The organism is Cohnella sp. GCM10012308 (genome assembly GCF_042649185.1).
Taxonomy (GTDB): domain Bacteria; phylum Bacillota; class Bacilli; order Paenibacillales; family Paenibacillaceae; genus Cohnella.
Genome location: NZ_JBHRYU010000028.1, coordinates 1 through 24,301, shown reverse-complemented (window position 1 = coordinate 24,301; position 24,301 = coordinate 1). Strand labels below are relative to the sequence as shown.

The following is a 24,301-nucleotide window of genomic DNA, read 5'->3' as shown; positions in this document are numbered from 1 at the left end:
AAATAATGCCGGGGGCGGCAGCGCGATGGCTCCTTAGCTTAGCGCGCGCCGCCCCGCGCCATCGCCGTCACGCCTGTCCGCGACAGCTCGCGGATGCCGTACGGCTTGAGCAGCTCAATCATGGCGTCGATCTTGTCGGTATCGCCGACGACCTGGACAATCAGGCTGGTCGGGCTAATGTCGACAACGGCGGCACGGAACGTATCGACAATGCCGAGAATCTCGGGCCGGGCCGAAGGATCGGCGCCGACCTTGATCAGACCTAGCTCCCTGGCGACCATCGGGCTGCTGCCGATATCCACGACCTTGATGACGTCGATAATCTTGTAAAGCTGCTTTTCAATCTGCTCGAGCGTATGGTCGTCGCCTTTGGTGACGATAACCATGCGGGACAAGCCCGGCTCTTCGGAGGTCCCGACGGTGATGCTCTCGATATTGAAGCCGCGGCGTCCGAACAGGCCGGACACCCGTTGCAGCACGCCGGGCTGGTCGTTCACGAGAATGGCGATCGTATGTCTGGTGCTCATTCGTCATCCCCCATCAGCATTTGATCGATCGTGCTGCCCTGCGTAACCATCGGATAGACATTCTCGCCCTTGCGGACGACGAACTCGACGACGGCAGGGCCGTCATGCGCGAGCGCCGCTTCCCAGGCCGTGCGGGCTTCGTCTTTGTTGGTTGCGCGGAAGGCTTTGACGCCGTAAGCTTCGGCAAGCTTGACGAAATCCGGGCTGCCGGCCAGGTCGATATGGCTGAAGCGGTTGTCGTAGATGAGCTCCTGCCATTGGCGGACCATGCCAAGCACCTGATTGTTCAGGATCGCGACCTTGACAGGAATCTTATTGATCGCGCAGATGGCGAGCTCCTGCGAACACATCTGCATGCCGCCGTCGCCGTTGATCGAGACGACCGTGCGGTCCGGATTGCCCATCTGCGCGCCGATCGCCGACGGGAAGCCGAAGCCCATCGTGCCGAGTCCGCCCGAGGTGACCCAGGAACGCGGCTTGTTAAACGGATAGTACTGCGCCGCCCACATCTGGTGCTGGCCGACGTCGGTCGTGACGATCGCGTCGCCGTTCGTCGTCTCGTGAATCATCGATACGACCCACTGCGGCTTGAGCTCTTCGTCCGAATCCTTGTACGTAAACGGCTTCGCCGCCTTGCGCTCGGCGATCTGCGCCCGCCAGGCATCGGCCTTGGACGCGTACTTGGCGCCTGCGACCGCCTGCTGCAGCACAGCCTTGACGTCGCCGACGATCGGGATGTCGGTCGGTACGTTTTTGCCGATCTCCGCAGGGTCGATGTCCACGTGCACGATCTTCGCATGAGGCGCGAAGCCGTTGAGCTTGCCCGTCACGCGGTCGTCGAACCGAGCGCCGATATTGACGAGCAGATCCGACTCCTGGATCGCCATGTTGGCCGTCCAGGTACCGTGCATGCCCGGGAAGCCCATATGAAGCTCGTGTCCGCTCGGGAACGCTCCGAGGCCCAGCAGCGTCGTCGTAACCGGGATGCCGGTCTTCTCGGCGAAGGCCAGCACTTCCTCGTGGGCGCCGGAGTAAACGGCGCCGCCGCCGACCAGCAATACTGGACGCTCTGCCTGCTCGATTGCGCGCAGCATCTTGTCGACCTGCTGCTTGTTAGGCTGAACGGTCGGGTTGTAGCCCCGAAGCTTCACTTCGTCGTGCGGCTTGAACAGCGCCTTCTCATTAGAGACGTCCTTCGGAATGTCGATCAGGACGGGGCCCTTGCGACCCGAGTTGGCAATATGGAACGCCTCGTGAATAATCCGCGGCAGATCCTCGGCCTTGCGCACCAGATAGCTGTGCTTGGTGATCGGCATCGTGATGCCCACGATGTCGGCCTCCTGGAAGGCGTCCGTGCCGATCAGCGTCGTCGCGACGTTGCCAGTGATGACAACGAGCGGTACGGAATCCATATATGCCGTCGCGATGCCGGTGACGAGGTTGGTCGCGCCCGGGCCCGACGTCGCGATGCAGACGCCGACCTTGCCGGTGCTGCGCGCATAGCCGTCGGCCGCATGGATCGCGCCCTGTTCATGACGGGTGAGCAGGTGATTAAAGTCTTCGAAGCCGTACATCGCGTCGTAAATATACAGAACGGCGCCGCCCGGATAGCCGAATACGCAGTCGACACCTTCGAGCAGCAGGCTGCGCAGCAGCATCTCGGATCCCGAGATGACCTCTTGCTTGCTCCATTTCTCGATCAATTGTTCCTTGGACTTCAGCGTGGCACTGTTCGCGACCATCCTTCATCCTCCTTAGTGAATCTTCTATGAATCAGTATGCTGTAAATCAAAATAAAAAAGCCCTTCGTCCGAACGTCGTTAAACGTTCAGGGACGAAAGGCTGTTCCTTCCGCGGTACCACCCGGATTCGCACGCGATCTCGCGATCGGCGCCTCATCAAGTATGCCGCCGATCCGAGCGCTCGGAGGACGTCCATACTTCAGGCGCGATAACGTGCGCCATCCCGAGACTCCTTAATAAGCTGCGTGCAGCCGTTCGGGAGACCAGCTCCGAGGAGACCTTGCGTACAGGGTTATCGGCATCGGTCTCAGCAATCCCGACGCTCTCTGAGCGATAGTGCCCACCCGCATCTTCCTCTTCAACGCTGTTCAAGATGAATCAATGTAGTACCCATTATATGCTCCGGTGAAGCGTTAGTCAAGACAAGGATTAAAGTCTTGGACAAATCCATTTCCGCCCCGCTCAACCGGCCGTCAAAACCCCGGAAAGCCCATTATCTCCGTTCGCCCGCACGCTCATGCGCGATGCCCGGCGGACCCGGCGGATCCGATTTAAATCGGATCGGCTCCTATGCGCGGAGAGCGAGCGGCGTAGTCCCTTCATATGATAATCCAATTATACGCATTCCGTATGCGGACCGCTCTGGAGGAGATGCCTATGTTGCGCTGGCTGAAGCGAGGCGACCTGCCCGCCATCGTCCGGATCGTCACCAAGGAGCTGATCCCGATCTCTCCTCACCCCCATCCGGGCGGGCGGAAGCTCCGCAAGGATATGGCATCGCGCCTCGCGCAGGGCTCGACGCTCGTCGCATCCGAAGGCAGCAAGGTTCGCGCCTTTCTTCACCTCATCATACAGCACGATACGCTGTTCGTCGATCTGCTCGCGGTTGACCGATCCTGCCAAGGCAAAGGCTACGGCTCCAGGCTGATGAGCCGTGCCGAACGCCACGCGCAGAACCTCGGCTGCATGCGCGCCAGGCTATACGTGGACGAAGGAAACGAGGCCGGCACGCGATTTTACCGGCGGCTGGGCTATTCGGTCGTCGCGCACCATGAAGCGTTGAAATGTTATGAAATGTATAAATGGCTTTGATGGCTTATTCCCTGCTCTCCAGCCGGAGCGGCGTCGCCTGCAGCGGAACGCCTCCCTGGCCGACGCGGACGGTCTCTGCCTGAAACGCGCCCTTGTAGGCGAAAATCCGGCCCATGAGCGGATTGCGGACCGATACCGAGATGCGGTAGCAGGCGTCGTCCTCGTCGTACCATTCGCATACGTCGGCGCAGCCGGTGAGCGGCCCGGGAAAACGGAAACCGAGCGGGCCTTCATAGAAGCGCTGCTCGCCGGAACGAATCTGGATGCCGCCGTTCGGCGCCGCCCATGCGTCCAGGTCGACCGCAAGATGCTGTTTATTTCCCAGGTAATCTACGATGCGTTCGCGATCGCCGCTATAAACCATCGTCGCGTCGAACCGGCGAAGCGACCGCTCGAAGCGGAACGTGCGGTTGATGGTCAGCGTTTCTCTGCCGAGCGCGTCGCGGTATGCGTAATTTTCGATGGAAAACGGGACTTGGCGCCCCCCTTCGGGAAACATGATGTTGCGCGACGCGCCGACCGCAAGCGGGAGCGACGCCCACTTCGCATAGCGGACCTCCTCCATCACGCCTCGCCCGATCGAAGCGATCCCTTCTCCGCTGTGAAATCCGAAACGCTCGCGGATTTTCGGATGCAGCTTTGCGAACTCCTTCTCTCCGAGCGCTTTTTCGAATATCGACTTCATGCATGTTCCCCCTTTATGGTCGTTTTCTCGTTGCGGTTTCCGGGCTGCCTTCTGCATCTGTTAGCGGATGGGAGCCCTTTATACGTCCAACGTGCGGCAAAAGTAGCCGCCAGCATCAGCATCGCCAGGACGAGCGGGTTGAACGGCGCGTACAACAGCCCGGGCGTACCTGCCAAAGCGACGGCCGTGAGCGCGCATACCGCGATCGCTTGCGCCGCGAGCAGCTTCGGAGACCTCCGTAGCGCCACGATGCCCGCAACCAGCAGCTCGCCGACGCCGAGCGCGGATATGAACGCCGGCTCGAAGCCTGGAAACCAGCCGAGCGCGCGCAGCAGGTCCAGCTCGCCCGAGGCGACAGGATACAGCAGTTTGGGCACCAGGCCGGCATAAGCCCAGCAAAGCGACAAGACGGCGATGCTGAGCGCATGCAGCTTGGCGCGCAGCAGGCTCTCCTCCGGCGGCACGCCGCGGTCGAGCCACAGCCGCAGCGCGTCAAAGCTCCAAGCGGTGGCCCAACCGAACAACGGCCTGAACAGCAGCCGGTCGAGCCAGCGTCCCGCGCGGCCGAACCGCGGCCGATAGTCGAAGCGCGTGACGAACCGCACGCCGCCGGCCGGCAGCGGCGTATAGCGCCAATATCCGCCTCCGCGCCCGATAAGCGAGAGCGGATGGTCCGTCCCGAAGGCGAGGACCGAGGTGCGGACGCCATCCGCCGCGACGTCCGGCGCCCGGGACTTCCCCGTGCCGCGGATCGAGCGTCCGAAGCCGATCCGGGTCAGGTAGAGAAAGTGCTGGTCGTCCTTCGGCGTTGCCTTCGGCAGGTAGTCGATCTCCGAAAAGCGCAGATCCCAGCGCTCATGAAGCTTGGGCTGCTGCGTGTGTCGCCAAAGCGCCTCCATGTCCGAAGCGATGTCGATCTCGACATAGATCGGACGCCCTGCGCCCGCCGCACGCTGACGGCCGCGCGCCTTATCTGTCCGAAGCTGTCCTCGGGTTTCGGCTGCTCGCATCGCCTCCGCTCCCTGTCCGACGCCGGCTGTTAACGCTTCGACTATCGGCAGCACAGCGGCCACCTGCCCAACACCAGCTGTTAACGCTTCGGCTGTTTGCATCGCAGCTGCCCCTTCGCCGACTTCGGCTGTCAGCGATTCGCTTTGTTCTACTGCCGCAGCCGCATCGCCGTCCTGTCCGGCCCAGCCGCCGCCGGCCAGCAAACGCCGCCGCAGCCGCTCGTCAGGCACCGCCGGGCAGCGCGCGCCCATGCGCCCCGCGATCCGATGCCTCCGCGCGGCGATCGTGTCGTAGACGGCGTCCCGCAGCCGGGCCGGCACGAGCCGGAGCGCAACGGCTGCCGCCGGCCAGGGCCCGTCCAGCGCCGCGAGCGTGCGGATCGCGGCCGCCGACCGCGTCCACGAGGCCGAGCCGCGGACGAGCGCGAAGCTGCCGCCGGGCGGCAGCGCAAGACCAAGGCGCGCCGTCAGCTCCCGCCCGGCCGCGGAGTCCTGCGCGGCGAAGCGCAGCCGCTCCGCCCGGTCCCGCTTCGCCGCGAAGCGGGCGATGCCCCTGCACATCGCGCAGTTTCCGTCCACGAGCAGCACGAACGTATCCGACTCGTTCTCCCGTACGCCGCTCTCCGGCGAGCGCCGCATTGCTGCCAACATGCGGGCGAAAGCGCCCTTTTTCACCGTATCCCCGTGTCGACTCATCTCGTGCCGCCTCCTTCATGTCTTCATTGTAGGATTCGTCGGCGGATCGCGGCAGTTCTAACTTCCTTAGGACGGCGGGCGCGCGAGGGACTATAAAAAATAGGCCCCCGGCGGATCGCCGGAAGCCCAATTAACGCAAAGTGCTATAAAGTCATCGTCATATATACGCTGTACGGGTCCTCTCTATAGTCGGCAAAAGGACCGCAATAGGCGAAGCCGAATCTCTCGTACAGCTTGCGCGCAGGGATGAACGAGTCGGGCGAACCCGTTTCCAGGCTCAGCCGCTCGAAGCCCCTGCGCCGCGCCTCCGCTACAATATGCGCGAGTATGCCCGCCGCGACGCCTTTGCGCAGATGCGCCGCCGCGGTCCGCATCGATTTGAGCTCGCCGTGACCGCCGCCAAGATCCTTGAGCGCGCCGCAGCCCATCAGCTCCCGGCCGTCCCAGGCGCTCCAAAACGTGATCTCCGGCCGCTTGAGCCCCTCGAGATCGAGCGCGTGAATGCTCTCCGGCGGCGTATCCTCGGCCATGCCCCGCAAATGCTCTTCCAGCAGCGCCGCCACCTCGGGACCGGACAGGTCGTCCACGATAATGTTCAAGCATCTTTCGCCTCCATCGGCATTAAAGTTTCCGAACTGCTAATTCCCCTCGATATCGCGTTCCTTGTCCAGACCGCCCTTGCGAACCTTGTCCACCGCCTCGCGCCCGCTGCGCACGCCGAGCTTTTTGAGGATTTTGTTCACCTGGTTTTTGAGCGTGCTCTCGGACTTGTACAGCTTGCGTTCGATCTGCGAATGCGTATAGCCTTCCTCCAGCATCTCGTAAACCTCGCGCTCGGCGGCGGTCAGCGGCTGCAATTGCTCCTCGCGCTTGAGCCGCCTCAGCTCCCTCAGCAGCGCCTCCATCGCTTCGGGATGATGGAAGACGCCGCGGATCGCCTGGGGGAGCTCCTTGAACCTGGACTTGTCCAGGTAGTGCAGCGCGCCGGCGGTGAAGGCGTCCGTCATTGTGCGTTCCGACGAATCCGAAGTCAGCATGATAACGCGGACCGGACGAAGCTCCGCCAAGGCAAGAGCCGTGTGGATGCCGTCGCGCCCGGCCTCGGTCAGATGCACGTCAAGCAGCGCCACGTCGAATTCGATCGAAGCGGCCAGGCGCAGCGCCTCCTCCGGCGTCGCGGCCGTGCCGACGACCAGCAGGTCTTCCTCCCGGTTGAGGTAAACGCTCATCGACTTGATCCAATCCGGGTCGTCTTCGACGAGCAGCAATCGAATCGGCTTCATAGCTCCGCTCCCCCTCATCTCCGCGAACGCGGGATACGCATCCGGACGACCGTGCCGGCCTCCGGCTTGCTGTCGATCTCCGCGCGCCCTCCGCATTTGCGAAGCACCTGATGGACATAGGACAGGCCCAGTCCGTAATTGTTCTTGCCCTGCTTCGTGCTGTAAAAGGGCTCCCATACCCGGTCGAGCAGCTCGGGCGGCATCCCCGCGCCGGTATCCCGGACGCTCAGCACGATATCCCGGCGTTCCTTCGCGATCTTCGTCTCCAGCGTGCCGCCGGCTTCCATCGCATCCGCCGCGTTGGCGAGCACGTTGCCGATCGCTTCGCGCAAATGAACAGGATCGACGAACAGCGCCTCCGTCCCCTCATACTTTTCTATGAGGGAGACGTCTTGTCTGGCGAAGCGCTCCCTCAGCGGCTCCAGCGCCTCTACCATGAGCGCGGCCGGATCGCAGCGCGCCGGATTCCAGGCAAAGTCCCGCGTCCGGCTGTGGATGCGGTTCGCCATCTCCATCAGATGCGCCGCCGCCCGTTCGATGACCGCCAATTGATCGCCTTCGCCGAGGCCTTTTCCGTCCGGCGCGGCGCGCAGGTTTTCTACGCCGATCGCGATTTTGCCGACCTCATTTTTAATCGTATGGTTGAGCAGGCTCGTCCCCATGCCGGCCGCCTTCATGGCGCCGGCGAGCGAGTCGCTCTCGACGCGCACCTTCACCCCGAGAACGCCGTATACGAACACGCACAGCAGGGCGATCGCGAACGAATAGACAAAAAAAACCGAGATGTAGCCGAAAAAGTCGAAATCCGGCCATATCGTCTTGGCGATATGGATAAACGCAACTACGCCGAGCAGCGTCGGCACGGTAATGACGACGGTGATCAGCCGGCTCCTGCGCATCCGCCGGTCCGTCTCCCGGAGGTAGGATGCGATCAGCAACGCGCATGCCGCTAAATAATAGGGCGCGGCCCATATCAGCATCAGCGGGTAGTTGGGCTCGAAGTTGCCGCGCAGCAGCGTATAAGCGAGCGTCGCCGCCGGCGGAAGCAGCAGCCACAATTTCAGACGCCGCTGCTTCGTCAGGGCCGCTGCCGCTCCGCCGGAATAAACCAGGCCGAACACGAGGACGCCGTAAGGCGTCACGATCTGATTGAGCAGCTGCGCGATCTCGAACCAAACGCGCGGCAGCGGTGACTGCAGCCAGAGCCGCGCGACGCCGCCGGTCGCGGCGCTCAGCAGGAAAAATGCGGCCCAGCGGCCGCTCTCGCTGCGAACGTCGGAAGCGAGCAGCACGACCGCGGCCGCGGACAGCATGAGAACGTAGTAGAGCATGAAGTCTCCTAACTTGGCTCGGCGCGTGCGGATCCTTCCCTTACGATTGCGCGCCGGATCACGCTGCACGCCCTTATATGGATGCATTTACACAAGATTATACGCGATGCGCGCCGGTTCCTCTAGCTTTGGAATGAGCCGAGGCTTCCTACCGGTTTATTAGAACCGCTCCGATACGACCTTCGCCTGCGTGAACAGCAGCAAATAATCCCGGCCTCCCGCTTTGGAATCCGTCCCCGACATATTGAAGCCGCCGAACGGATGCGTGCCGACCAGCGCGCCCGTGCATTTGCGGTTGAGATACAAGTTGCCGGCGAAAAACGAACGGCGGGCCAGCTCGAGATGCGCCCGGTCGTTCGAGATCACCGCGCCCGTCAAGCCGTAGTCCGTGTCGTTCGCGATGCGGATGGCTTCTTCGAACGAGTCCGCTTTCGTGAACGCGACGACCGGGCCGAAGATTTCCTCCTGCGAAATGCGCGCCTTCGGGTCGACGTCGGCGAAGACCGTCGGCTCCACGAACCAGCCGCCGGAATCGCCGGCGCCTCCGCCCAGGACGAGCCTCCCCTCCTGCTTGCCGACGGCGATATAATCGAGAATTTTGCGGTATGCCTTGTCGTCTATGACGGGCCCGACGTCGGTCGCGCGCTCCGCGGGATCGCCGACGACCAGCTTCCCGGCTCGTTCCGCGACTTTATTTAATACCGCTTCATATATATCTTGATGTACGATCGCACGCGAGCATGCCGAGCACTTCTGGCCCGAAAAGCCGAAGGCCGCTGCGACGATCGCGTCCGCCGCCAAGTCTGCGTCCGCATCCGCATCGACGACGATCGCGTCCTTGCCGCCCATCTCCAGCACGACGCGCTTGATCCACCGCTGTCCCGGCTGCGTCTTGGCCGCGCGTTCGTTGATGCGCAAGCCGATGTCGCGCGATCCCGTGAAGCTGACGAAACGCGTCAGCGGATGATCCACCAGCGCGTCGCCCACCTCGCCGCCGGCTCCGGGCAGAAAGTTCACGACGCCGGGAGGCAGGCCCGCCTGTTCGAGCAGCTCGACGAACTTGGCTGCGATGACCGGCGTCGGGCTCGCGGGCTTGAGCACGACCGCGTTGCCGCCAACGACCGCCGCGCAGGTCATGCCGGCGACGATCGCCAGCGGGAAGTTCCAGGGCGGGATGACGACGCCGACGCCGAGCGGCGCGTAGTAGAGCTGGTTTTCCTCCTCCGCCGACGGCGTCAGCGGCTGCGGCAGGGCAAGGCGCTGCATTTCCCGTGCGTAAAACTCCATAAAGTCGATCGCCTCTGCGGTGTCGGCGTCCGCCTCTACGCGCGTTTTGCCGGCCTCCAGCGTCATCCAGGCCGAAAATTCATGCTTGCGCCGCCGCAGCATCGCCGCCGCCCGGTACAAGTAGCGGGCTCTCTCATGGGGATCGACGCGCTTCCAGCTCTCGAACGCGACTGAAGCGGCGTCGATTGCCCGCTCGGCCAGCTCGCGGTCGGCCTGCGCGACGATTCCGACGACTTGGCCATGCTTGGCCGGATTGACAGATGCCGCCTTGCGTTCCGTATCGATTCGCGCTCCGCCGATGACGAGCGGGTAGCTCCGGCCGAGCTCCGCTTCGGCTTGCCCGAGCGCGGCGTCATATGCGAGGTTGGCCGGCTCCGCCTTGAAGTCCGTGAAGGCTTCGTTTTTAAATTCGGTCCTCATTCCTAAAAAAAGCCTCCTTCTGGTAACGAATGATAACAGCCTCTCCTCCTCAATCTATGCACGACCGACATGCGAAAGGAGCGTCTCCCATGAATATCGGTTCGACGCTGTACCGCAAAGCGATGACGGCCTTGGCGGGCAACCGCACGGTCAAGCGGCTGACGCTCCGGTTCGGCCGCAAGCTGGCCGGCCGCTTCGTCGCCAGCGATCATCTGCAAGGCGCGCTGCGCGAGGTGGCGGCGCTTAATCGCCTGGGCATCATGGCTACGCTGGACGCGCTCGGCGAAGGCATCGGCAGTCTGGTGGAGGCGCGCGCCTACCGCGACGAATACTTGAAGCTGCTCGACGCGATCGCGGATTCGGGCGTCCGCGCCAATGTATCGCTGAAGCCGACGCAGATGGGACTCTCGCTGGATGCCGGCGCCTGCTGCCGCAACATCCGCGAGATCGTCGTCCGTGCCAGGGAGTACGGCAATTTCGTGCGGGTCGATATGGAAAATTCGCCTTATACGCAGGCGACGATCGATATGACCGTCCGGCTGCACCGGGAGGGCTTGTCCAACGTGGGTACCGTGCTGCAAGCATACCTGAAGCGGAGCGAAGGAGATGCGCGAGACCTGATGGACGCGGGCGTTCCTTTAAGGCTCGTTAAAGGCGCATACCGCGAGCCTGCCGCCATCGCCTTCCAAGAGACGGCCGAGATCCGCGCTCGCTTCAGAAGCATCGTGCAGCTGCATCTGGATCGCGGCGTCTACACGGCCGTCGCGTCGCATGACAACGCGATTATAAGCTGGGTCAAAGCCTATGCGGATGAGAACGGAATTTCGAGGGACAAATTCGAATTTCAGATGCTGTACGGGCTGCGGATGTCCGAGCAGGCGAGGCTGGCGAAGGAGGGCTATCGCGTGCGCTGCTACGTGCCTTACGGTACGATGTGGTATCCCTACTACACGCGCCGCTTGGCGGAAAAGCCGGGGAATCTGTGGCTGGTGGTGAAGAATATGCTGCGTTGAACGGACGCGGAGCGAGACGGCTGTTCACTATAATGTTCAAAACCGACACAGTTGCCGGCTCCGACTCTCAACTCGCGCTTGGTGCACTTTTCTTGTGCACGATGACCATCGCATTTCAGGCTGCAGCTCCAAACGCATCCGAGATGCATCATTCTAGCCCATTCTCGTGCATAATGACCGCCCCAGCGGATCGAGAGCCACCCTAGATGCATCGTCATTGCGCAGTATGTCTGCCTTCACGAAAAACGGGAAGAAGCGGTGTCACGCCGCATCCTCCCGATTTGCTTTACTATTGGACAGTTATACACGACTGGCGCAATCAACTGCCGTGGCATCCGGCATCGGCGACGATCGCCTTACCACCAACCGCCCAGACCGCCGCCGAAGCCGCCGCCAAGGCCGCCGCCCCAGGCTCCCCAGCCGCCTGCAAAAGGGGCCGTGCCAATGGCGAGTATATCGAACAATACCAGCGGAATAATGGCTTTGGTCTGCACCTGTTTGCCTTTCCTCCGCTCGAGAATGAGCGAATCGCCTTTGATCGCGACCAGCTTGCCGTAGACGACGGACCGGTCTTTTCGAACGGCATAAATATGGCGTCCGACGAGCTTTTGCGCTTGCGATTTAGTCACGCGTGCCATGCGAACTCCTCCTCTCACCGTTTGTCCGATCAGTATATGACGGCGGACTTCGTTAGGGATGTACGCTTGTACGAGGCGAATCGCGGAGTTGCGCGGCGCGCTTGCCGGGGAATTCAAAGCGACGAACGCTAAAAGACGCCGTCCCGGCGAAGGGAACGGCGTCTTAAACGCGATCGATTACGCGTTGATTTTTTCTTTGGCGGTGCCAGCCAGGGAGTTGAACGCTGTGATGTCGTTCACGGCCAGGTCGGCGAGGATCTTGCGGTTTACTTCGATGCCGGCCAGCTTCAGGCCGTACATCAGCTTGCTGTAGGACAGGCCGTTCTGACGAGCGGCTGCGTTGATACGCACGATCCACAGCTTGCGGAAGTTGCGCTTGGTCTGGCGACGGTCGCGGTATGCGTACGTCAGGGACTTCAGAACTTGCTCGTTGGCTTTCTTGAAGAGGCGGTGCTTCGCGCCCCAGTAACCTTTAGCCAGCTTCAGGACTCTATTGCGACGGCGGCGCGTTACGAACCCGCCTTTGACTCTTGCCATTTGAGATTACCTCCCGGTGAATGTGTAAGTCCGCTGCGCGGCGCAGCGAAACGGATCGATTACTTCAGGTTAGCCAGTTGTTGCTTCATGCGGCGAACGTCGCCGTCGGCAAGCAGCGGCTGCGTGCCCAGAACGCGCTTTTGGCGGCCGGACTTGTGGGACAGCAAGTGGTTCTTATAAGCCTTGAAACGCTTGACCTTGCCGGTACCGGTGATCTTGAAGCGGTCCTTCAGGCTGCTGTGAGTTTTCATCTTAGGCATCTGTATTTCCTCCTGTCGTCAGTGGGTGGCCTTGGGGGCCAGAATCATAATCATGCTGCGGCCTTCAAGCTTCGGCACGCGCTCGATGACGCACAGGTCTTCGCCCGTGGCCTCGGCGGCGACGCGCTCAAGAATTTTCTGGCCGATGTTGGAGTGCGCAATCTCACGACCGCGGAACCGCACGGAGCACTTGACCTTATCGCCTTCTTTGAGAAACTTGATCACGTTGCGCATCTTGGTCTGATAGTCATGCTCGTCGATGTTCGCACGGAACCAAACTTCCTTCAGATCGACGATCTTCTGATTCTTCCGGGCTTCCTTCTCTTTCTTCTGTTGCTCGTAGCGGAATTTGCCGTAGTCCATGATGCGGCATACGGGCGGCTTCGCTTGCGGAGCTACATTGACCAGATCGAGATTGGCGTCGATCGCCATCTGCATCGCTTCCCTGAACGGCTTGATGCCGATCTGTTCGCCTTCAGCGCCTACCAGACGTACTTCCTTCGCCCGGATTTCCTCATTGATTTGATGATCCTTGCTAATAACGTTCCACCTCCATTAATGGAAAAAGGTCGTCGTTGCAACCTGGGCAACCGTAAAGGTCAAGAAGAACATAAAAAATGCGGGCCTCATTCGCCCGCATTCCGCTCGCTAACGTTAGATGGCCGCCGGCTGCGAGCAAGCTCGCCCGGTCGGACCGGATACGTAGGATACGCTGACCAGTCGGCGTCAGCCGAACAGGTGAGAAGCGGGAGCTTCTTCTTGATAGCACTGTTTTTCAACAGTTACCGAACTACTATAGCATGCCCATCCGAGCGTGTCAAACGAATTCGGAATTGACCGGTAGGACGGCGCCTGACCGCCGAATTGGCGGATTAGACGCCGCGATGGCATGCTACATTTGCTTGCCTTGCACTTCCTCCAGCCGAAGCACGCGCGTGTGCTCCGTGTGGCTCCATTGCTTGTTGTTCTGGGTGAAGAACGCCCAGAACGTCACCGGCCACCAGGAGAAGAAGAAGATCGGGAACGTGATCAGCCTGAAGTACAGCTTCCAGCTGACCTTCTCGAGCAGCATCGACAGCGGCAGCTGCGCGTAGATGTACAGCGAGATCGGCACCGCGATCCAGGCCGGTGCGACCGAATAGATCGAGTCGAAGTGCGGCGCGCCCGGCAGCAGCAGATCGAACCAGAGCGTAAACGTCAGCAGGAAGCCCATCAAGAAATTGTACGCGTTAAAAATATAAATGGCGGCGTCGATCTTCACCCAGCTCCGCTCGCGGATGCCCTGCCACAGCGTAGGCAGCATGTAGCGGCGCGTGATGTCGAAGTGTCCCTGCATCCAGCGCAGACGCTGGCGCGAGGACGCGCGGAACGTGATCGGCTTTTCGTCGTAGACGCGCGCGTCAAAGTTGAACTTCGGCTTGATGCCGCGCTGAATGCAGCGTACGGTGAACTCCAGGTCTTCCACGAGGCTCGTCGCGCCCCAGCCCATTTCCTTGAGCAGCTTGGTCTCGAACGTCATGCCCGTGCCGCCCAGAAAGTTCGACAGGCCGAGATTGTAGCGCGGTAGCTGCCAGAGGCGGTTGCAGAACCAGTAGTTGATGCCGTTGGCCGCGCTTACCCAGCTGTCATGCGGGTTCTTCGTGTCCAGATAACCCTGGATGACGCGGTGTCCGTTGCACAGATCCTCGTTCATGTATTGCAGGAAGTCGGTAGCGACCAGGTTGTCGGCGTCGAACATGACGATGGCGTCGTACTGACGGGGCCGCTTCCACAGCTCCTTCAGCATCCATTCGATCGCGAACCCTTTGCCCCGCTGCGCGGGATTGCTGCGCTCGCAAGCATAGACGCCTTCGTAGCCGCGGACGATCTTGGCGGTGCCGTCCGTGCAGTTGTCGCAGATGACGAAAATGTCGAACAGTTCGCGCGGGTATTTCATTTTCAGCAAATTCTCGATCAGGGCGCCGACGACGGCTTCTTCGTTGTGAGCGGCCACAAGAAGGGCGAACGACTTGGTCGGCTTGTGCGTGATGGTCTCTTTCTTGCGGTACCAGCCGAAGAAGGACAGGATCACTTGATAGGCTCCGATCAGGAAAAAGAACACCTGAACGCTGAGCAGCAGGCTGTTTAACATATGCGGTATTACCCCCTGGACCCCTATTTTTCATTATTTCTCTCTTTGTTCATCCAAGCAAGCTCGGAGAGTCCGAAAGCATACGCTTGATTTTCTTACCTTCGCTCCGCTTTGTCAAAAGCGGCAGGCGTCCGAATTCGGCGCTGTCGGACCGGATATGCGGAATAAACCGCAATCAATGTTACCGTGTTCCCGAATGCTTCCCCATATCCTCCTCTTGCGCCCAATTTCTCCGTTTAAGCGACTGCAGTCTCATTCCGCTTTCCATTCGACAATAGCTGCGTCAAACGGGAATTGGCTGCATTTTCCGGCTGCGCGCAAATATCTCCATAGAAGTGTACCCATACGTCCCGTCATGTTAAACGGCCCGCTTACTTCCGAGTCCGACGCGAAGCGTTCGCGGTGTACGGCATTCCTCCTCCCGGTCAGTTTTGCCGCTACGTCTGTTCACGACGCAGCTGCGCAAGTCCATGGAAAGTCGTCCCTTTAATAAGACGGAAGCCGGGGCGCGCGGGTTTCCGGTTAATCAGTACTATTTTTGCAACCTTGCCGGATGTACACGCATACTGCCGCTCTGTCGCTTGATTGGAAACGTTGTCCAAATTCGAATATAATGTCGATAGAAGATGACTGAAGTCCTAGTTTTATTGTCATAAGGAGGGGAAGAAACATGGGTTTTGTCCGTTCGTGGCGAAGATCGATCCGTCTTAAGCTCATTCCTTTGTTTTTGTTAACGCTGATTATACCGGTGACCGCGCTCGGCGTGGTCAGCTTCCGGATTTACGACGACGAATCCGGTCGTTTGATCGAGAAAAACTTGCAGAATCTGGTTAACATGGCCGCGAGCATCACGGAAGGCTTCGAAACGGAGGCGTCCAGCGGCCGCATGGCACCCGCCGATGCCCAGGAATACGTCAAGGAGCAGCTGATCGGCGCCAAGACGGGCGATACGAGAGCGATCACGGAGGCTTTCGATCTGGGCGAGAACGGCTACTTTTTCATTTTGAACGAGCAAGGCGACCTGCTGGGACATCCGCTGCTCGAAGGCCAGAACATTATCGACAAAAAAACGAGCTCCGGTTTCTATTACATAAAAGACATGATTGCCAAGAGCATGCAGGGCGGCGGTTTTACCCTCTACGATTGGCCGCTGCCGAACTCGGACAAGGAAGCCCAAAAAATCACCTATGCGCTGCAAGTGCCCGGCGAGTGGGGCTGGATTATCGCGGCGGGCTCCTATATGAAGGATTACAACTCGGGCGAAGGTCATATTCTAAACGCCATCTGGATCACGGTCGCGGTCTGCTGGCTCGTATTCGCGCCTCTTCTCCTGCTGCTGATCCGCTCGATCGTCAGGCCCATCAAGCGACTCACGGCGGAAGCCGCCCGCATGGCGTCCGGCGATCTGAGCCGGCTCGATCTGACCGTCCGCAACCGCGACGAGATCGGCGAGTTGGCAAGCTCGTTCATCCGCATGCACGACAATCTTCGGGAAATCGTCAAGCTGCTGCTCGCGAACGCCGACCGTCTGAACGCCGCCTCGGGCAATATGAGCCTAGCCGTCTCGGAGACGACGCAGGCCGGCAGGCAGATGGCCGTGGCGGCGCAGGAGATCGCCTCGGGCAACGAGACGCAAGCGCGCGCGGCCGCGGAGAGCTCGCAGTCTATGGAGGAGATGGCGCAGGGAATCCAGCGCATCGCGGACACGTCCTCCGAAGCGTTCGATTCGTCGGAGACGACCTTGTTCGAAGCGGTCGAAGGCAACCGGCTCCTGCAATCCACCGATGCCAAGATGAGCGCGATCAGCGAGTCGACCGAGCAGCTCTCCGGCATACTCGCCCGCCTGACGGAGCGCTCCGCGCAAATCGGCGGCGTCGCCGAGGCGATCGCGGAGCTGGCGAGCCAGACCAACCTGCTCGCGCTTAACGCTTCAATCGAAGCCGCCCGCGCAGGCGAAGAAGGCAAGGGCTTCTCCGTCGTCGCCGCCGAAGTCAAGAAGCTGGCGCAGCGCTCCAGCGACTCCGCCGCCGAGGTCGCAGCGCTCATTCAGACCGTGCAAAAGGATGTGTCCGAGGCAGGCGCAACGATGGAGCTGAACCAACGGGCGGTCGAAGCAGGCGTCCAGGCGCTCCTGCTTACCGGCGAATCGTTCGCCGCCATCGTCAAGGCCACGCAGAGCGTCGCGTCGCAGATCCAGGAATCCTCCTCCTCCGCCCAGCAGATGGCGGCGAGCTCCGAGGAAATGGCCGCATCCATGCAGGAGATGGATCGGATCGCGGGTCAAGCAAACGAGCTGGCACAGACGATATCCGCCTCTACCGAGGAGCAGCTTGCCGAGATGGAGGAGCTGAGCGCATCCGCCGAGTCGCTGCGCGCGTTGGCGTCGGAGCTGCAGCAGATGGCGCATCGCTTCAAGCTGTAAATGACTCATTAAACAGCCGTTCCGACGGGCTCGCATGCGTCGAAGCGTCGTTCATTTGCCGCAATGCCTGCAAATATACATCTTTTTTTGCCGATGTCGCCCCTTTGGGACAAAATAGATGCAAAAGCGCAGTTAATTTTCTCCATCGGCCCGATTTTTGACTTGTCCTTTGAATTTACCTGCACATTTGCAGGAATTTTATCAAGTCGCGCGAGTCGGCAGCAAATACATGTGCAAATGCAGCTTTTTTGCCCGCAACACATTCATAAACTACCGGTACACGGAAAGCGAGCTTGCCTTTCCGAATTTCAGCTCAAATATATACATGCCGCGTCTTCTAAAAAAGGATGTCTCTTGGTCCAGTTTAGACCTTGAGACATCCTTTTTTTGTCGCCGGCCATGCATCGGCGCCCGCGTTCGGTCCGAAGCCTACTCGTCGTCCGCTTCCGCTTCAACGGCTATTCCGGACCTGCGGCGGGCCAACGCCTCTTCGGCGCGGCGCTCCTGGTCCGCATGCTCCTCGTCCAGCCGCTCGCGGTGCTCTGCCAGCGCGCGTGCGCCGATAACCGCCTCAAGCCTGTAGATCGGCTGACCCAGGCCAACGAATTTCGTCTCGTACTCGGTCATGACGAGGTCCTCGCGCAGCTCGTCCCGATGCAGATGAAGCGAGACGTTGCGCAGCTGCAGCCCCGCGTCCGCGAAGCTGTTCAGCGAGAACTCGAACAAGCTGAGCGAGTCGGTCTTGAAATGGATCTCGCCGATGTCCGCCAACAGCCGCTTGTATCTCTTCAAGAACAGCGGATGCGTGAGCCGGCGCTTGCCGTGCTTGCTTTTGGGCCACGGATCGCTGAAGTTGAGATAGACGCGCGTCAGCTCGCCCGGCTCGAACATGTCTTCGAGAAATTCCGCGTTTCCGCGCACGAGCGCCAGGTTGGGCACGCAATCTTCGCCTTTTTCCCGCCATACCGCGCGCGCCTTCTCGCTGCCCCGCTGCAGCAGTTCGTCGAAAATATCCATGCCGATGTAATTGATTTCAGGATTTCTCACGCTCATCTGGGTTATAAACCGGCCCTTGCCCATGCCGATCTCGATCATGATCGGACGGTCGTTGCCGAAAAATTCGTGCCAACGCCCCTTCAGCTTCTGCGGCTCCAGCACGACCAGATCGGCCTGTGCTTCAAGCCCTTGCTTAAATTTCCTGCCGCGCAATCGCATGTAAATCCTCCCGTATCGCCGATAATAAAACCGTGCCGCATCCATTGTGCAGGCTTCGGCCTTCTTTGTAAAGCGGCATATGCCTCTACCGGGCAGCGTCAGCAATTTCCCGCCTGATTTTGTTCGTATTTTCCTCGTGATATTTGCGTTGGTTCAGCGGAAACGGCGCTTCGGCGATCAGACGGGCAGCACCCTCCTCGTCCCCGGCTTCGACCATCCGGCGCAGCTCCCTGATGTAGCGCAGATCCGCGTCCCGGCGCGCCCGCATACGCTCCGGATCGCTCGACGGCGAGCCGTGCCCCGGCACGAACAGCTTGATCTCATGAAGCTGCGCGATCGCGTCGAGTTTGAGGAGCGTCTCCTCATAGCTGGCGCTGTCGTGGAAGATGAACGGAAACTCCGCATCCGACAAATAATCGCCTAATATTAAAACGCCGTGCGGCTCGACGACCGTCATCATGCCGTCCGCATTGTGGCCGGGGGCCTGGTAGCAGACGAGCCTCGCATCTCCGAGCGCCAGCGCACCGCCGTCTCCGTCCATCGGATGGTCCACTTCCGGGAACGCGATCTCGTAATTTCTTTTCAAATAATACTTGTCGTCGAAGTCCCGGATCTGGTCCAGGTTCCGCTCGCGCTCGGCCGCGGAGCTGCGGGCGAAGCTGCCGCTTGCGACGACGAGGGCGCCGGGAAACGCCCTCCAGCCGATAATATGGTCGAAGTCCGAATGCGTGAACAACAGCACGACTTGACGGTCCCCGCGCACGCGCTCCACGTAAGCGCGGATCTCTTCGACCTCCCGCGGAAGCCAGCAAGGATCCGCAACGAGGACATGCGTATCCGTCACGACGACGGTCGAGGTTGTCCGGTACAGATCGCTTTCGAATATTTTTACCGCTCCGTCATCTATCCTCAGCATCGAGCGCCCTCCTTAAACCTTTACGCTTCAGTATAAGTCAAGCGCGGTTCCCGAGGAAGAACAAGACGTTCCGCCGCATCAGCCCGAACCCGGAACGTAAATAAGACCGCCTCCCCTGTCGGGAAAGGCGGTCTATCAAAAGTCTGCGTCGGATTAGTTGAGCGGACGGTTGTCTTCGATATGGTAATGGACTTCGATCGCTTCCTGCAGCTTCTTCTTCGCGGATGCGCCGACGTTATGGTTGTTGTTGAACTTGACGCCTGCCAGCGCCATGATTTCTTTGACCGTGAGCTCCACCTTCATCGTATCGTCGCCTTGAGGAATACGTACGGACGTGTTCATGAACTTCACTCGCTTTCTGAAAATAAGATGGGCCAAACCTAGCTTATCCGCACATTTGCGACTGTATCCGACAGACGTCTTATTTGTGTAGATGTCAGATTCATTTGTTGATCTGACGCACTTTTAATATAACACGATCATGTAAGGTTTAGCAAGAAGGCGAGTGCCTAAAAGGCGCCTGTTTTCGAGAAAACTTCTTTATCGGAAATCCGTCCCGCTGTAAAATGAATCGATGAAAATGGTATGCCGGGGCATTTTCAGCTACAATAGAAGAAGCCTAGTCAATCCGACTAAAGATAAGCGCACAAGGAGCGGCGAACGAATATGCCGATCATCGAAAATACAGCAGGCGCAGCCGCAACGCCTACGGAATGGAGCGGCAAACGATTCCATACGTGGAATCACGAAATGAGGCGCGAGTTCGGCACGAAGGTGTTCAAGGTCATGCTGGACGCGGGCTTTACCTGCCCGAACCGCGACGGTTCGACCGCTGCCGGCGGCTGCACGTTTTGCAGCGCGCGCGGCTCCGGCGACTTCGCGGGCAGCCGCCGGCAGGATCTCGTCTCCCAATTCAATACGATCCGGGACCGCCAGCATTTGAAGTGGCCGGAGGCCAAGTACATCGGTTATTTTCAGGCGTATACGAATACGTATGCGCCACTTGCTACGCTGAAGGAATACTACGAGGTGATTCTGGAGCAGCCGGGACTGGTCGGCCTCTCTATCGCCACGCGTCCCGACTGTCTCCCGGACGACGTCGTCGACTATCTGGCGGAGCTGAACGAACGGACTTATCTCTGGCTCGAAATGGGCTTGCAGACGGTGCACGAGAGCACGTCCACGCTCATTAACCGTGCCCACGATACGGCCTGCTACCTGGACGCAGTCGAGCGCCTTCGGGCACGGGGGATCCGGGTGTGCACGCACATCATCTACGGCCTCCCCGGCGAGGATGAGGCGATGATGATGGAGACGCTGCGGCAGACGGCCGCGATGGACGTGCAGGGCATCAAGATCCACCTTCTCCATCTCATGCGCAAGACGCCGATGGTGCGCCAATGGCGCGACGGCCTGCTTCGCTTCCTTGAGATGGACGAGTACGTCAAGCTGATCGTCGACTCGCTGGAGCTGCTGCCGCCGGAGATGATCGTCCACCGCCTGACGGGCGACGCGCCGCGCGATCTCTTGATCGGGCCGATGTGGAGCCTGAACAAATGGGAAGTGCTGAATGCCATCGACGCGGAGCTGGTGCGACGCGGCAGCTGGCAGGGTAAGCACTGGAAGGGACGCTGACCGCATGGGCTTCCATTCCGTGCTGACGATGGCTCAGCGGCTGGTGTCCGAGCGTATCGTGCCGGGCGCGACGGTCGTCGACGCCACGGCCGGCGGCGGCGTGGACACGCTTTTCCTGGCCAGGGCGGTCGGCCCCGGCGGGCGGGTGTATGCCTTTGACGTGCAGGAGGAGGCGCTGGCGCGGACGAGGAAGCGGCTGCTTGAGGCGGCTGCGGCAGCTTCGACGGGGGCCGGCGGCGATCGAACGCCCGGCGAGGTCGTGCTGCTGCATGCGGGGCATGAGGAGATGGTCGCGCGGGTGCCTGCGGAGGTGCACGGGCGCGTCGGCGCGGTCATGTTTAATCTCGGCTATCTGCCGGGCGGACCGGCTCCGGGGGACGGCGCCGGTCCGGTCATTACGAAGCCCGACACGACGCTTGTCGCTTTGGATGCCGCCCTTCGCCTGCTCGCGCCGGGCGGCATCGCGACGATCGCCGTCTACCCCGGCCACGAAGGCGGGCAGGACGAGGCGGCTGCGGTCGGCGACTGGGTAGCCGCGCTGCCCGACGATGCCGTCCAGGCGCTGCTGTACCGCTTCCCCAAGCGGGCAGGATCGCCGTTTTTGTATGCGTTGGAAAAAAAATAAGAGGAGGCTGCATGCATGGCTGTCAAAAAAATCGAGCATGTCGGCATCATGACGAGCGATCTGGATCGTTCGATCGCCTTTTACGCGCAAACCGTCGGTCTCGTACATACGGACACGCTGCCGCACACGAATGGCATTATCCGCCTCGCGTTCCTGTCGTTCCCCGGAGCCGGCGAGACGGAGCTCGAGCTCATCGAGGGGTATGACGGGACGCTCGCCCCCGAGGGGCGCGTGCACCACGTCGCCTTCGGCGTCGACGACATCGAGGCCGAATACTCGCGCATCTCGATGCTGGACGTCGACGGACTCGACGCCGAGATCACCACGCTGCCGAACGGAAGCCGCTACTTCTTTTTCCGCGGGCCGGACGGCGAATCGCTAGAATTTTTCCAATCGACCAGAGGAGGCAACCAAGCATGACACAATCGACCAAACCTTATCCCCTTCACTTCAAGCCCGAGTTCAAAGAACGCGTGTGGGGCGGCCGCGCCCTGGAGCAGTTCGGCTTCGACGTGCCCCCGGGCCATATCGGCGAAGGCTGGATGATCGCCGACCATCCGAACGGCGTATCGCACGTACAAAACGGCGAGTTGGCAGGTCTCGGCCTTGACGAGATCCGCGAGCGCTTCGGCGCGCAATGGTTCGGCGCGAAGGGCGCGGTCGCCGGTCTCGGTCGCTTCCCGCTGCTTATCAAGCTGCTCGATTGCAACGACGACCTGTCCGTCCAAGTACATCCTAACGACCACTACGCCGGTCTGCCCAAGGGCGAGCTCGGCAAGACCGAGATGTGGTACGTCATCGACGCCGCGCCTGACGCCAAGATCATTTACGGCCTGAAGCCGGGCACGACGCGCGAGAAGCTCGCGGCGGCAATCGAGGAAGGCAAGATCATGGATTCGCTGCAGGAAGTGTCCGTCAAAGCCGGCGATACGTTCTACATCCCTGCCGGCACGGTCCACGCGCTCTGCGCAGGCGTCCTGGTAGCCGAGATCCAGCAGAACTCGGACACGACCTACCGTCTCTACGACTATGACCGCCCGGGCCTGGACGGCAAGCCGCGCGAGCTGCATATCGAGGATTCGCTTAACGTGACCGATTACGAGGGCGCCGGCGCAAGCCGTATGTCCACGGCCGGCACGCCGGCCGGAGAATGGCTGCGCCTCGCCTCCTCGCCGTACTTCGAGACCGACAAAGGCGTCGTCGAGGGAGATTGGGAGCTGGCGACGCCGTCCGACAGCTTCGTTATCCTGATTGCCGTGCAAGGCCAAGGCTCGATCGGCTGGGACGGCGGCAGCCTGGATATCAAAGCCGGCGACTGCCTCCTCCTCCCCGCCAACCTCGGCGCCTATCGCCTGGGCGGCAATATGACCGTGCTGCGGAGTCAGCTGCCTTAAGCCCTTTTAGAGCTGCAGTCTCGAATATTGCGGCTGCAGCCGTACCAGGGTTATTGCCCGACCACTCCCGCGTCCCCCGGCGGATGCGAAAGGAAAGATCCTTGGCATGCTGAGACAAATGCTGATTTTGTCCGGATTGGGCATCGCGATGTGGGCCCTTGGGACGCTGTTTTTCATGCTGTTCGGCGATTGGGTGCTCGTCGCCGCAGAGGATCGCCAATTCGGGGCCTCGCTGTTCCTGCTGGAGGCGCTCACGGCGCTCGTCATCCTGGGCGTCGCGCTCGTCGTGCGGCTCCGACTGTTCAGAACGCCCGGTTCGGCGACCCGGTTCGGCTTCGTTGGCGCATTGATCGGCCTTTTGCTCAATACCTTCGTCCTCCTATACAGAGACAAGGTTTTGTACGATCTCGATCAAGGGCAGTATCACACGTTTACGGTTTGGATGACGCTCGCCTATGCCCTTTTCCTTCTGCTGCCGGCGATTGCGGATCGGCTGATTCGCACTAGACCTGTCGAGGCCGCGCATGATCGCGACTCCGACGACGGACTGTATGCGCAAGACGATCCGGCGACGTACCGACCCGAATAAAGCATGAAGCGAAGCCCGGTCCGGCTGCCGAACCGGCAATTAAAAGCGAACCCGCGTTTTCGGATCCCTGGTTTTTCTGGTCCGCAAATCGGGTTCGCCGTTTTTATTTACCGTCCATCTTAACGAAGGAGGCTGCTCCCCATCGAACCGATCACTTCCGCCGAACAGCACAGGCGCGAGGCCCCGTCCTCCGTCGGCTGCATGATCGTCACCGTATCCGACACGCGCACGCCCGATACCGACAAGAGCGGCCGGCTCATCCGGGAGATTCTCGAGGCGAACGGCCATGAAGTCCGGAGCGCGCTCATCGTCCCTGACGAATACGAACGCATTCGCGAGCTGCTTCGCGCGGCCGACGCCGATCCCGCGGTCGAGGCGGTGCTGCTGAACGGCGGCACCGGCATCGCCGCGCGCGACACGACCTATGAAGCCGTTGCCGGCGTACTGACCAAGGAAATGCCGGGCTTCGGCGAGATTTTCCGCATGCTCAGCTTCACGGAGGACATCGGTACGGCCGCCATGCTGTCCCGCGCGATCGCCGGCACGATGGGCCGCACGGCTGTATTCTCCATGCCAGGTTCTACAGGGGCTGTGCGCCTAGCGATGACCCGGCTGATCGTGCCTGAGCTCGGCCATGTCATGCGGGAGATTTATAAGGACGATTTGAAGTAATCGGCCTTTTGGAGGGCCGGAGCTGGCGAGGGTAGCGGAAGCGAGTTCACTAGTGTTGCATTAAAACTAACGCATTAAATTTTTAATCAATAAATTACTATATTTTCTATTTCGTGTTACTTTTTTCGTGGATAGGCATGAAAAAATCTCCTATTGTAGAGGTGTGTAGGTTGCAATCCGT

Annotated in this window: 25 protein-coding genes; 9 read left to right on the top strand and 16 right to left on the bottom strand. The window is 60.6% G+C overall.

Going from position 1 to position 24,301, the window contains the following annotated elements; genetic code table 11:
- Positions 1–38: 38 nt before the first annotated feature.
- Both ilvN and ilvB read right to left on the bottom strand, forming a co-directional pair.
- Complete coding sequence (gene ilvN, locus ACFOTD_RS24730) at positions 39–527, bottom strand: acetolactate synthase small subunit (RefSeq protein ID WP_378122615.1); 489 nt, start codon at positions 525–527, stop codon at positions 39–41.
- The gene (gene ilvB / locus ACFOTD_RS24725) at positions 524–2,269 is read right to left on the bottom strand and encodes a biosynthetic-type acetolactate synthase large subunit (RefSeq protein WP_378122614.1); all 1,746 of its coding nucleotides are present in this window, start codon (positions 2,267–2,269) and stop codon (positions 524–526) included. The genes ilvN and ilvB overlap by 4 nt, the downstream gene beginning before the upstream one ends.
- 657 nt (positions 2,270–2,926) lie before the next feature.
- Between ilvB and ACFOTD_RS24720 the strand changes: the two genes are divergently transcribed.
- A complete protein-coding gene (locus ACFOTD_RS24720) occupies positions 2,927–3,361 on the top strand; it encodes a GNAT family N-acetyltransferase (RefSeq protein ID WP_378122613.1) in 435 nt (144 codons plus the stop codon).
- A gap of 4 nt (positions 3,362–3,365) precedes the next feature.
- Here ACFOTD_RS24720 and ACFOTD_RS24715 read toward each other — a convergent pair whose 3' ends face one another.
- The 6 genes from ACFOTD_RS24715 to pruA all read right to left on the bottom strand — a co-directional run bounded on the left by ACFOTD_RS24715 (position 3,366) and on the right by pruA (position 10,073).
- Positions 3,366–4,046, bottom strand: a complete 681-nt coding sequence (locus ACFOTD_RS24715; RefSeq protein WP_378122612.1) for a DUF4166 domain-containing protein — start codon at positions 4,044–4,046, stop codon at positions 3,366–3,368.
- Positions 4,043–5,752: a DCC1-like thiol-disulfide oxidoreductase family protein gene (locus ACFOTD_RS24710; RefSeq protein WP_378122611.1), complete on the bottom strand. Its 1,710-nt coding sequence runs from the start codon at positions 5,750–5,752 to the stop codon at positions 4,043–4,045. Before ACFOTD_RS24710 ends, ACFOTD_RS24715 begins: the two co-directional genes overlap by 4 nt.
- 143 nt (positions 5,753–5,895) lie before the next feature.
- Complete coding sequence (locus ACFOTD_RS24705) at positions 5,896–6,351, bottom strand: GNAT family N-acetyltransferase (protein ID WP_378122610.1); 456 nt, start codon at positions 6,349–6,351, stop codon at positions 5,896–5,898.
- 39 nt (positions 6,352–6,390) lie between these two features.
- Positions 6,391–7,035 (bottom strand): response regulator, encoded by a 645-nt coding sequence (locus ACFOTD_RS24700; RefSeq protein WP_378122609.1) that lies wholly within the window; start codon positions 7,033–7,035, stop codon positions 6,391–6,393.
- Positions 7,036–7,049: 14 nt separating this feature from the next.
- Positions 7,050–8,366, bottom strand: coding sequence for a sensor histidine kinase (locus tag ACFOTD_RS24695; protein ID WP_378122608.1), 1,317 nt, complete (start codon positions 8,364–8,366; stop codon positions 7,050–7,052).
- A 159-nt stretch (positions 8,367–8,525) separates the two neighbouring features.
- Positions 8,526–10,073 (bottom strand): L-glutamate gamma-semialdehyde dehydrogenase, encoded by a 1,548-nt coding sequence (gene pruA / locus ACFOTD_RS24690; protein ID WP_378122607.1) that lies wholly within the window; start codon positions 10,071–10,073, stop codon positions 8,526–8,528.
- Positions 10,074–10,162: 89 nt separating this feature from the next.
- Between pruA and ACFOTD_RS24685 the strand changes: the two genes are divergently transcribed.
- Positions 10,163–11,086 (top strand): proline dehydrogenase family protein, encoded by a 924-nt coding sequence (locus ACFOTD_RS24685; protein WP_378122606.1) that lies wholly within the window; start codon positions 10,163–10,165, stop codon positions 11,084–11,086.
- Positions 11,087–11,442: 356 nt separating this feature from the next.
- Here the strand turns inward: ACFOTD_RS24685 and ACFOTD_RS24680 are convergent, their stop codons facing one another.
- The 5 genes from ACFOTD_RS24680 to ACFOTD_RS24660 all read right to left on the bottom strand — a co-directional run bounded on the left by ACFOTD_RS24680 (position 11,443) and on the right by ACFOTD_RS24660 (position 14,652).
- On the bottom strand, positions 11,443–11,724 hold the full coding sequence (locus ACFOTD_RS24680; RefSeq protein WP_378122605.1) for a hypothetical protein: 282 nt from the start codon (positions 11,722–11,724) through the stop codon (positions 11,443–11,445).
- 177 nt (positions 11,725–11,901) lie between these two features.
- Positions 11,902–12,261: a 50S ribosomal protein L20 gene (gene rplT, locus ACFOTD_RS24675; RefSeq protein ID WP_090114071.1), complete on the bottom strand. Its 360-nt coding sequence runs from the start codon at positions 12,259–12,261 to the stop codon at positions 11,902–11,904.
- A 59-nt stretch (positions 12,262–12,320) separates the two neighbouring features.
- Entirely contained in the window at positions 12,321–12,521 is a 201-nt protein-coding gene (rpmI, locus tag ACFOTD_RS24670) for a 50S ribosomal protein L35 (protein ID WP_090114073.1), read from the bottom strand.
- Positions 12,522–12,539: 18 nt separating this feature from the next.
- A complete protein-coding gene (gene infC, locus ACFOTD_RS24665) occupies positions 12,540–13,043 on the bottom strand; it encodes a translation initiation factor IF-3 (protein ID WP_110468919.1) in 504 nt (167 codons plus the stop codon).
- A 370-nt stretch (positions 13,044–13,413) separates the two neighbouring features.
- A complete protein-coding gene (locus tag ACFOTD_RS24660; RefSeq protein WP_378122604.1) occupies positions 13,414–14,652 on the bottom strand; it encodes a glycosyltransferase family 2 protein in 1,239 nt (412 codons plus the stop codon).
- 670 nt (positions 14,653–15,322) lie between these two features.
- Here ACFOTD_RS24660 and ACFOTD_RS24655 point away from each other — a divergent pair.
- Positions 15,323–17,074 carry a methyl-accepting chemotaxis protein gene (locus ACFOTD_RS24655; RefSeq protein ID WP_378122603.1) on the top strand — a complete coding sequence of 584 codons (1,752 nt, stop codon included), beginning with the start codon at positions 15,323–15,325 and terminating at the stop codon, positions 17,072–17,074.
- A 429-nt stretch (positions 17,075–17,503) separates the two neighbouring features.
- Here ACFOTD_RS24655 and trmB read toward each other — a convergent pair whose 3' ends face one another.
- The 3 genes from trmB to ACFOTD_RS24640 all read right to left on the bottom strand — a co-directional run bounded on the left by trmB (position 17,504) and on the right by ACFOTD_RS24640 (position 19,547).
- Positions 17,504–18,289 carry a tRNA (guanosine(46)-N7)-methyltransferase TrmB gene (trmB, locus tag ACFOTD_RS24650; protein ID WP_378122602.1) on the bottom strand — a complete coding sequence of 262 codons (786 nt, stop codon included), beginning with the start codon at positions 18,287–18,289 and terminating at the stop codon, positions 17,504–17,506.
- An 85-nt stretch (positions 18,290–18,374) separates the two neighbouring features.
- Positions 18,375–19,205 (bottom strand): MBL fold metallo-hydrolase, encoded by an 831-nt coding sequence (locus ACFOTD_RS24645; RefSeq protein WP_378122601.1) that lies wholly within the window; start codon positions 19,203–19,205, stop codon positions 18,375–18,377.
- Positions 19,206–19,358: 153 nt separating this feature from the next.
- Positions 19,359–19,547 (bottom strand): hypothetical protein, encoded by a 189-nt coding sequence (locus tag ACFOTD_RS24640; protein WP_378122600.1) that lies wholly within the window; start codon positions 19,545–19,547, stop codon positions 19,359–19,361.
- Between the two features lie 324 nt (positions 19,548–19,871).
- Between ACFOTD_RS24640 and mnmL the strand changes: the two genes are divergently transcribed.
- The 6 genes from mnmL to ACFOTD_RS24610 all read left to right on the top strand — a co-directional run bounded on the left by mnmL (position 19,872) and on the right by ACFOTD_RS24610 (position 24,120).
- Complete coding sequence (mnmL, locus tag ACFOTD_RS24635; RefSeq protein WP_378122599.1) at positions 19,872–20,840, top strand: tRNA modification radical SAM protein MnmL/YtqA; 969 nt, start codon at positions 19,872–19,874, stop codon at positions 20,838–20,840.
- Positions 20,841–20,844: 4 nt separating this feature from the next.
- Complete coding sequence (gene mnmM / locus ACFOTD_RS24630) at positions 20,845–21,465, top strand: tRNA 5-(aminomethyl)-2-thiouridylate-methyltransferase MnmM (protein ID WP_378122598.1); 621 nt, start codon at positions 20,845–20,847, stop codon at positions 21,463–21,465.
- Positions 21,466–21,480: 15 nt separating this feature from the next.
- Positions 21,481–21,885 (top strand): VOC family protein, encoded by a 405-nt coding sequence (locus ACFOTD_RS24625; RefSeq protein ID WP_378122597.1) that lies wholly within the window; start codon positions 21,481–21,483, stop codon positions 21,883–21,885.
- A complete protein-coding gene (locus ACFOTD_RS24620) occupies positions 21,882–22,859 on the top strand; it encodes a type I phosphomannose isomerase catalytic subunit (protein WP_378122596.1) in 978 nt (325 codons plus the stop codon). The genes ACFOTD_RS24625 and ACFOTD_RS24620 overlap by 4 nt, the downstream gene beginning before the upstream one ends.
- Positions 22,860–22,965: 106 nt before the next feature.
- Entirely contained in the window at positions 22,966–23,448 is a 483-nt protein-coding gene (locus tag ACFOTD_RS24615) for a hypothetical protein (RefSeq protein WP_378122595.1), read from the top strand.
- Positions 23,449–23,649: 201 nt separating this feature from the next.
- Positions 23,650–24,120 (top strand): MogA/MoaB family molybdenum cofactor biosynthesis protein, encoded by a 471-nt coding sequence (locus ACFOTD_RS24610; protein ID WP_378122594.1) that lies wholly within the window; start codon positions 23,650–23,652, stop codon positions 24,118–24,120.
- Positions 24,121–24,301: the final 181 nt, after the last annotated feature.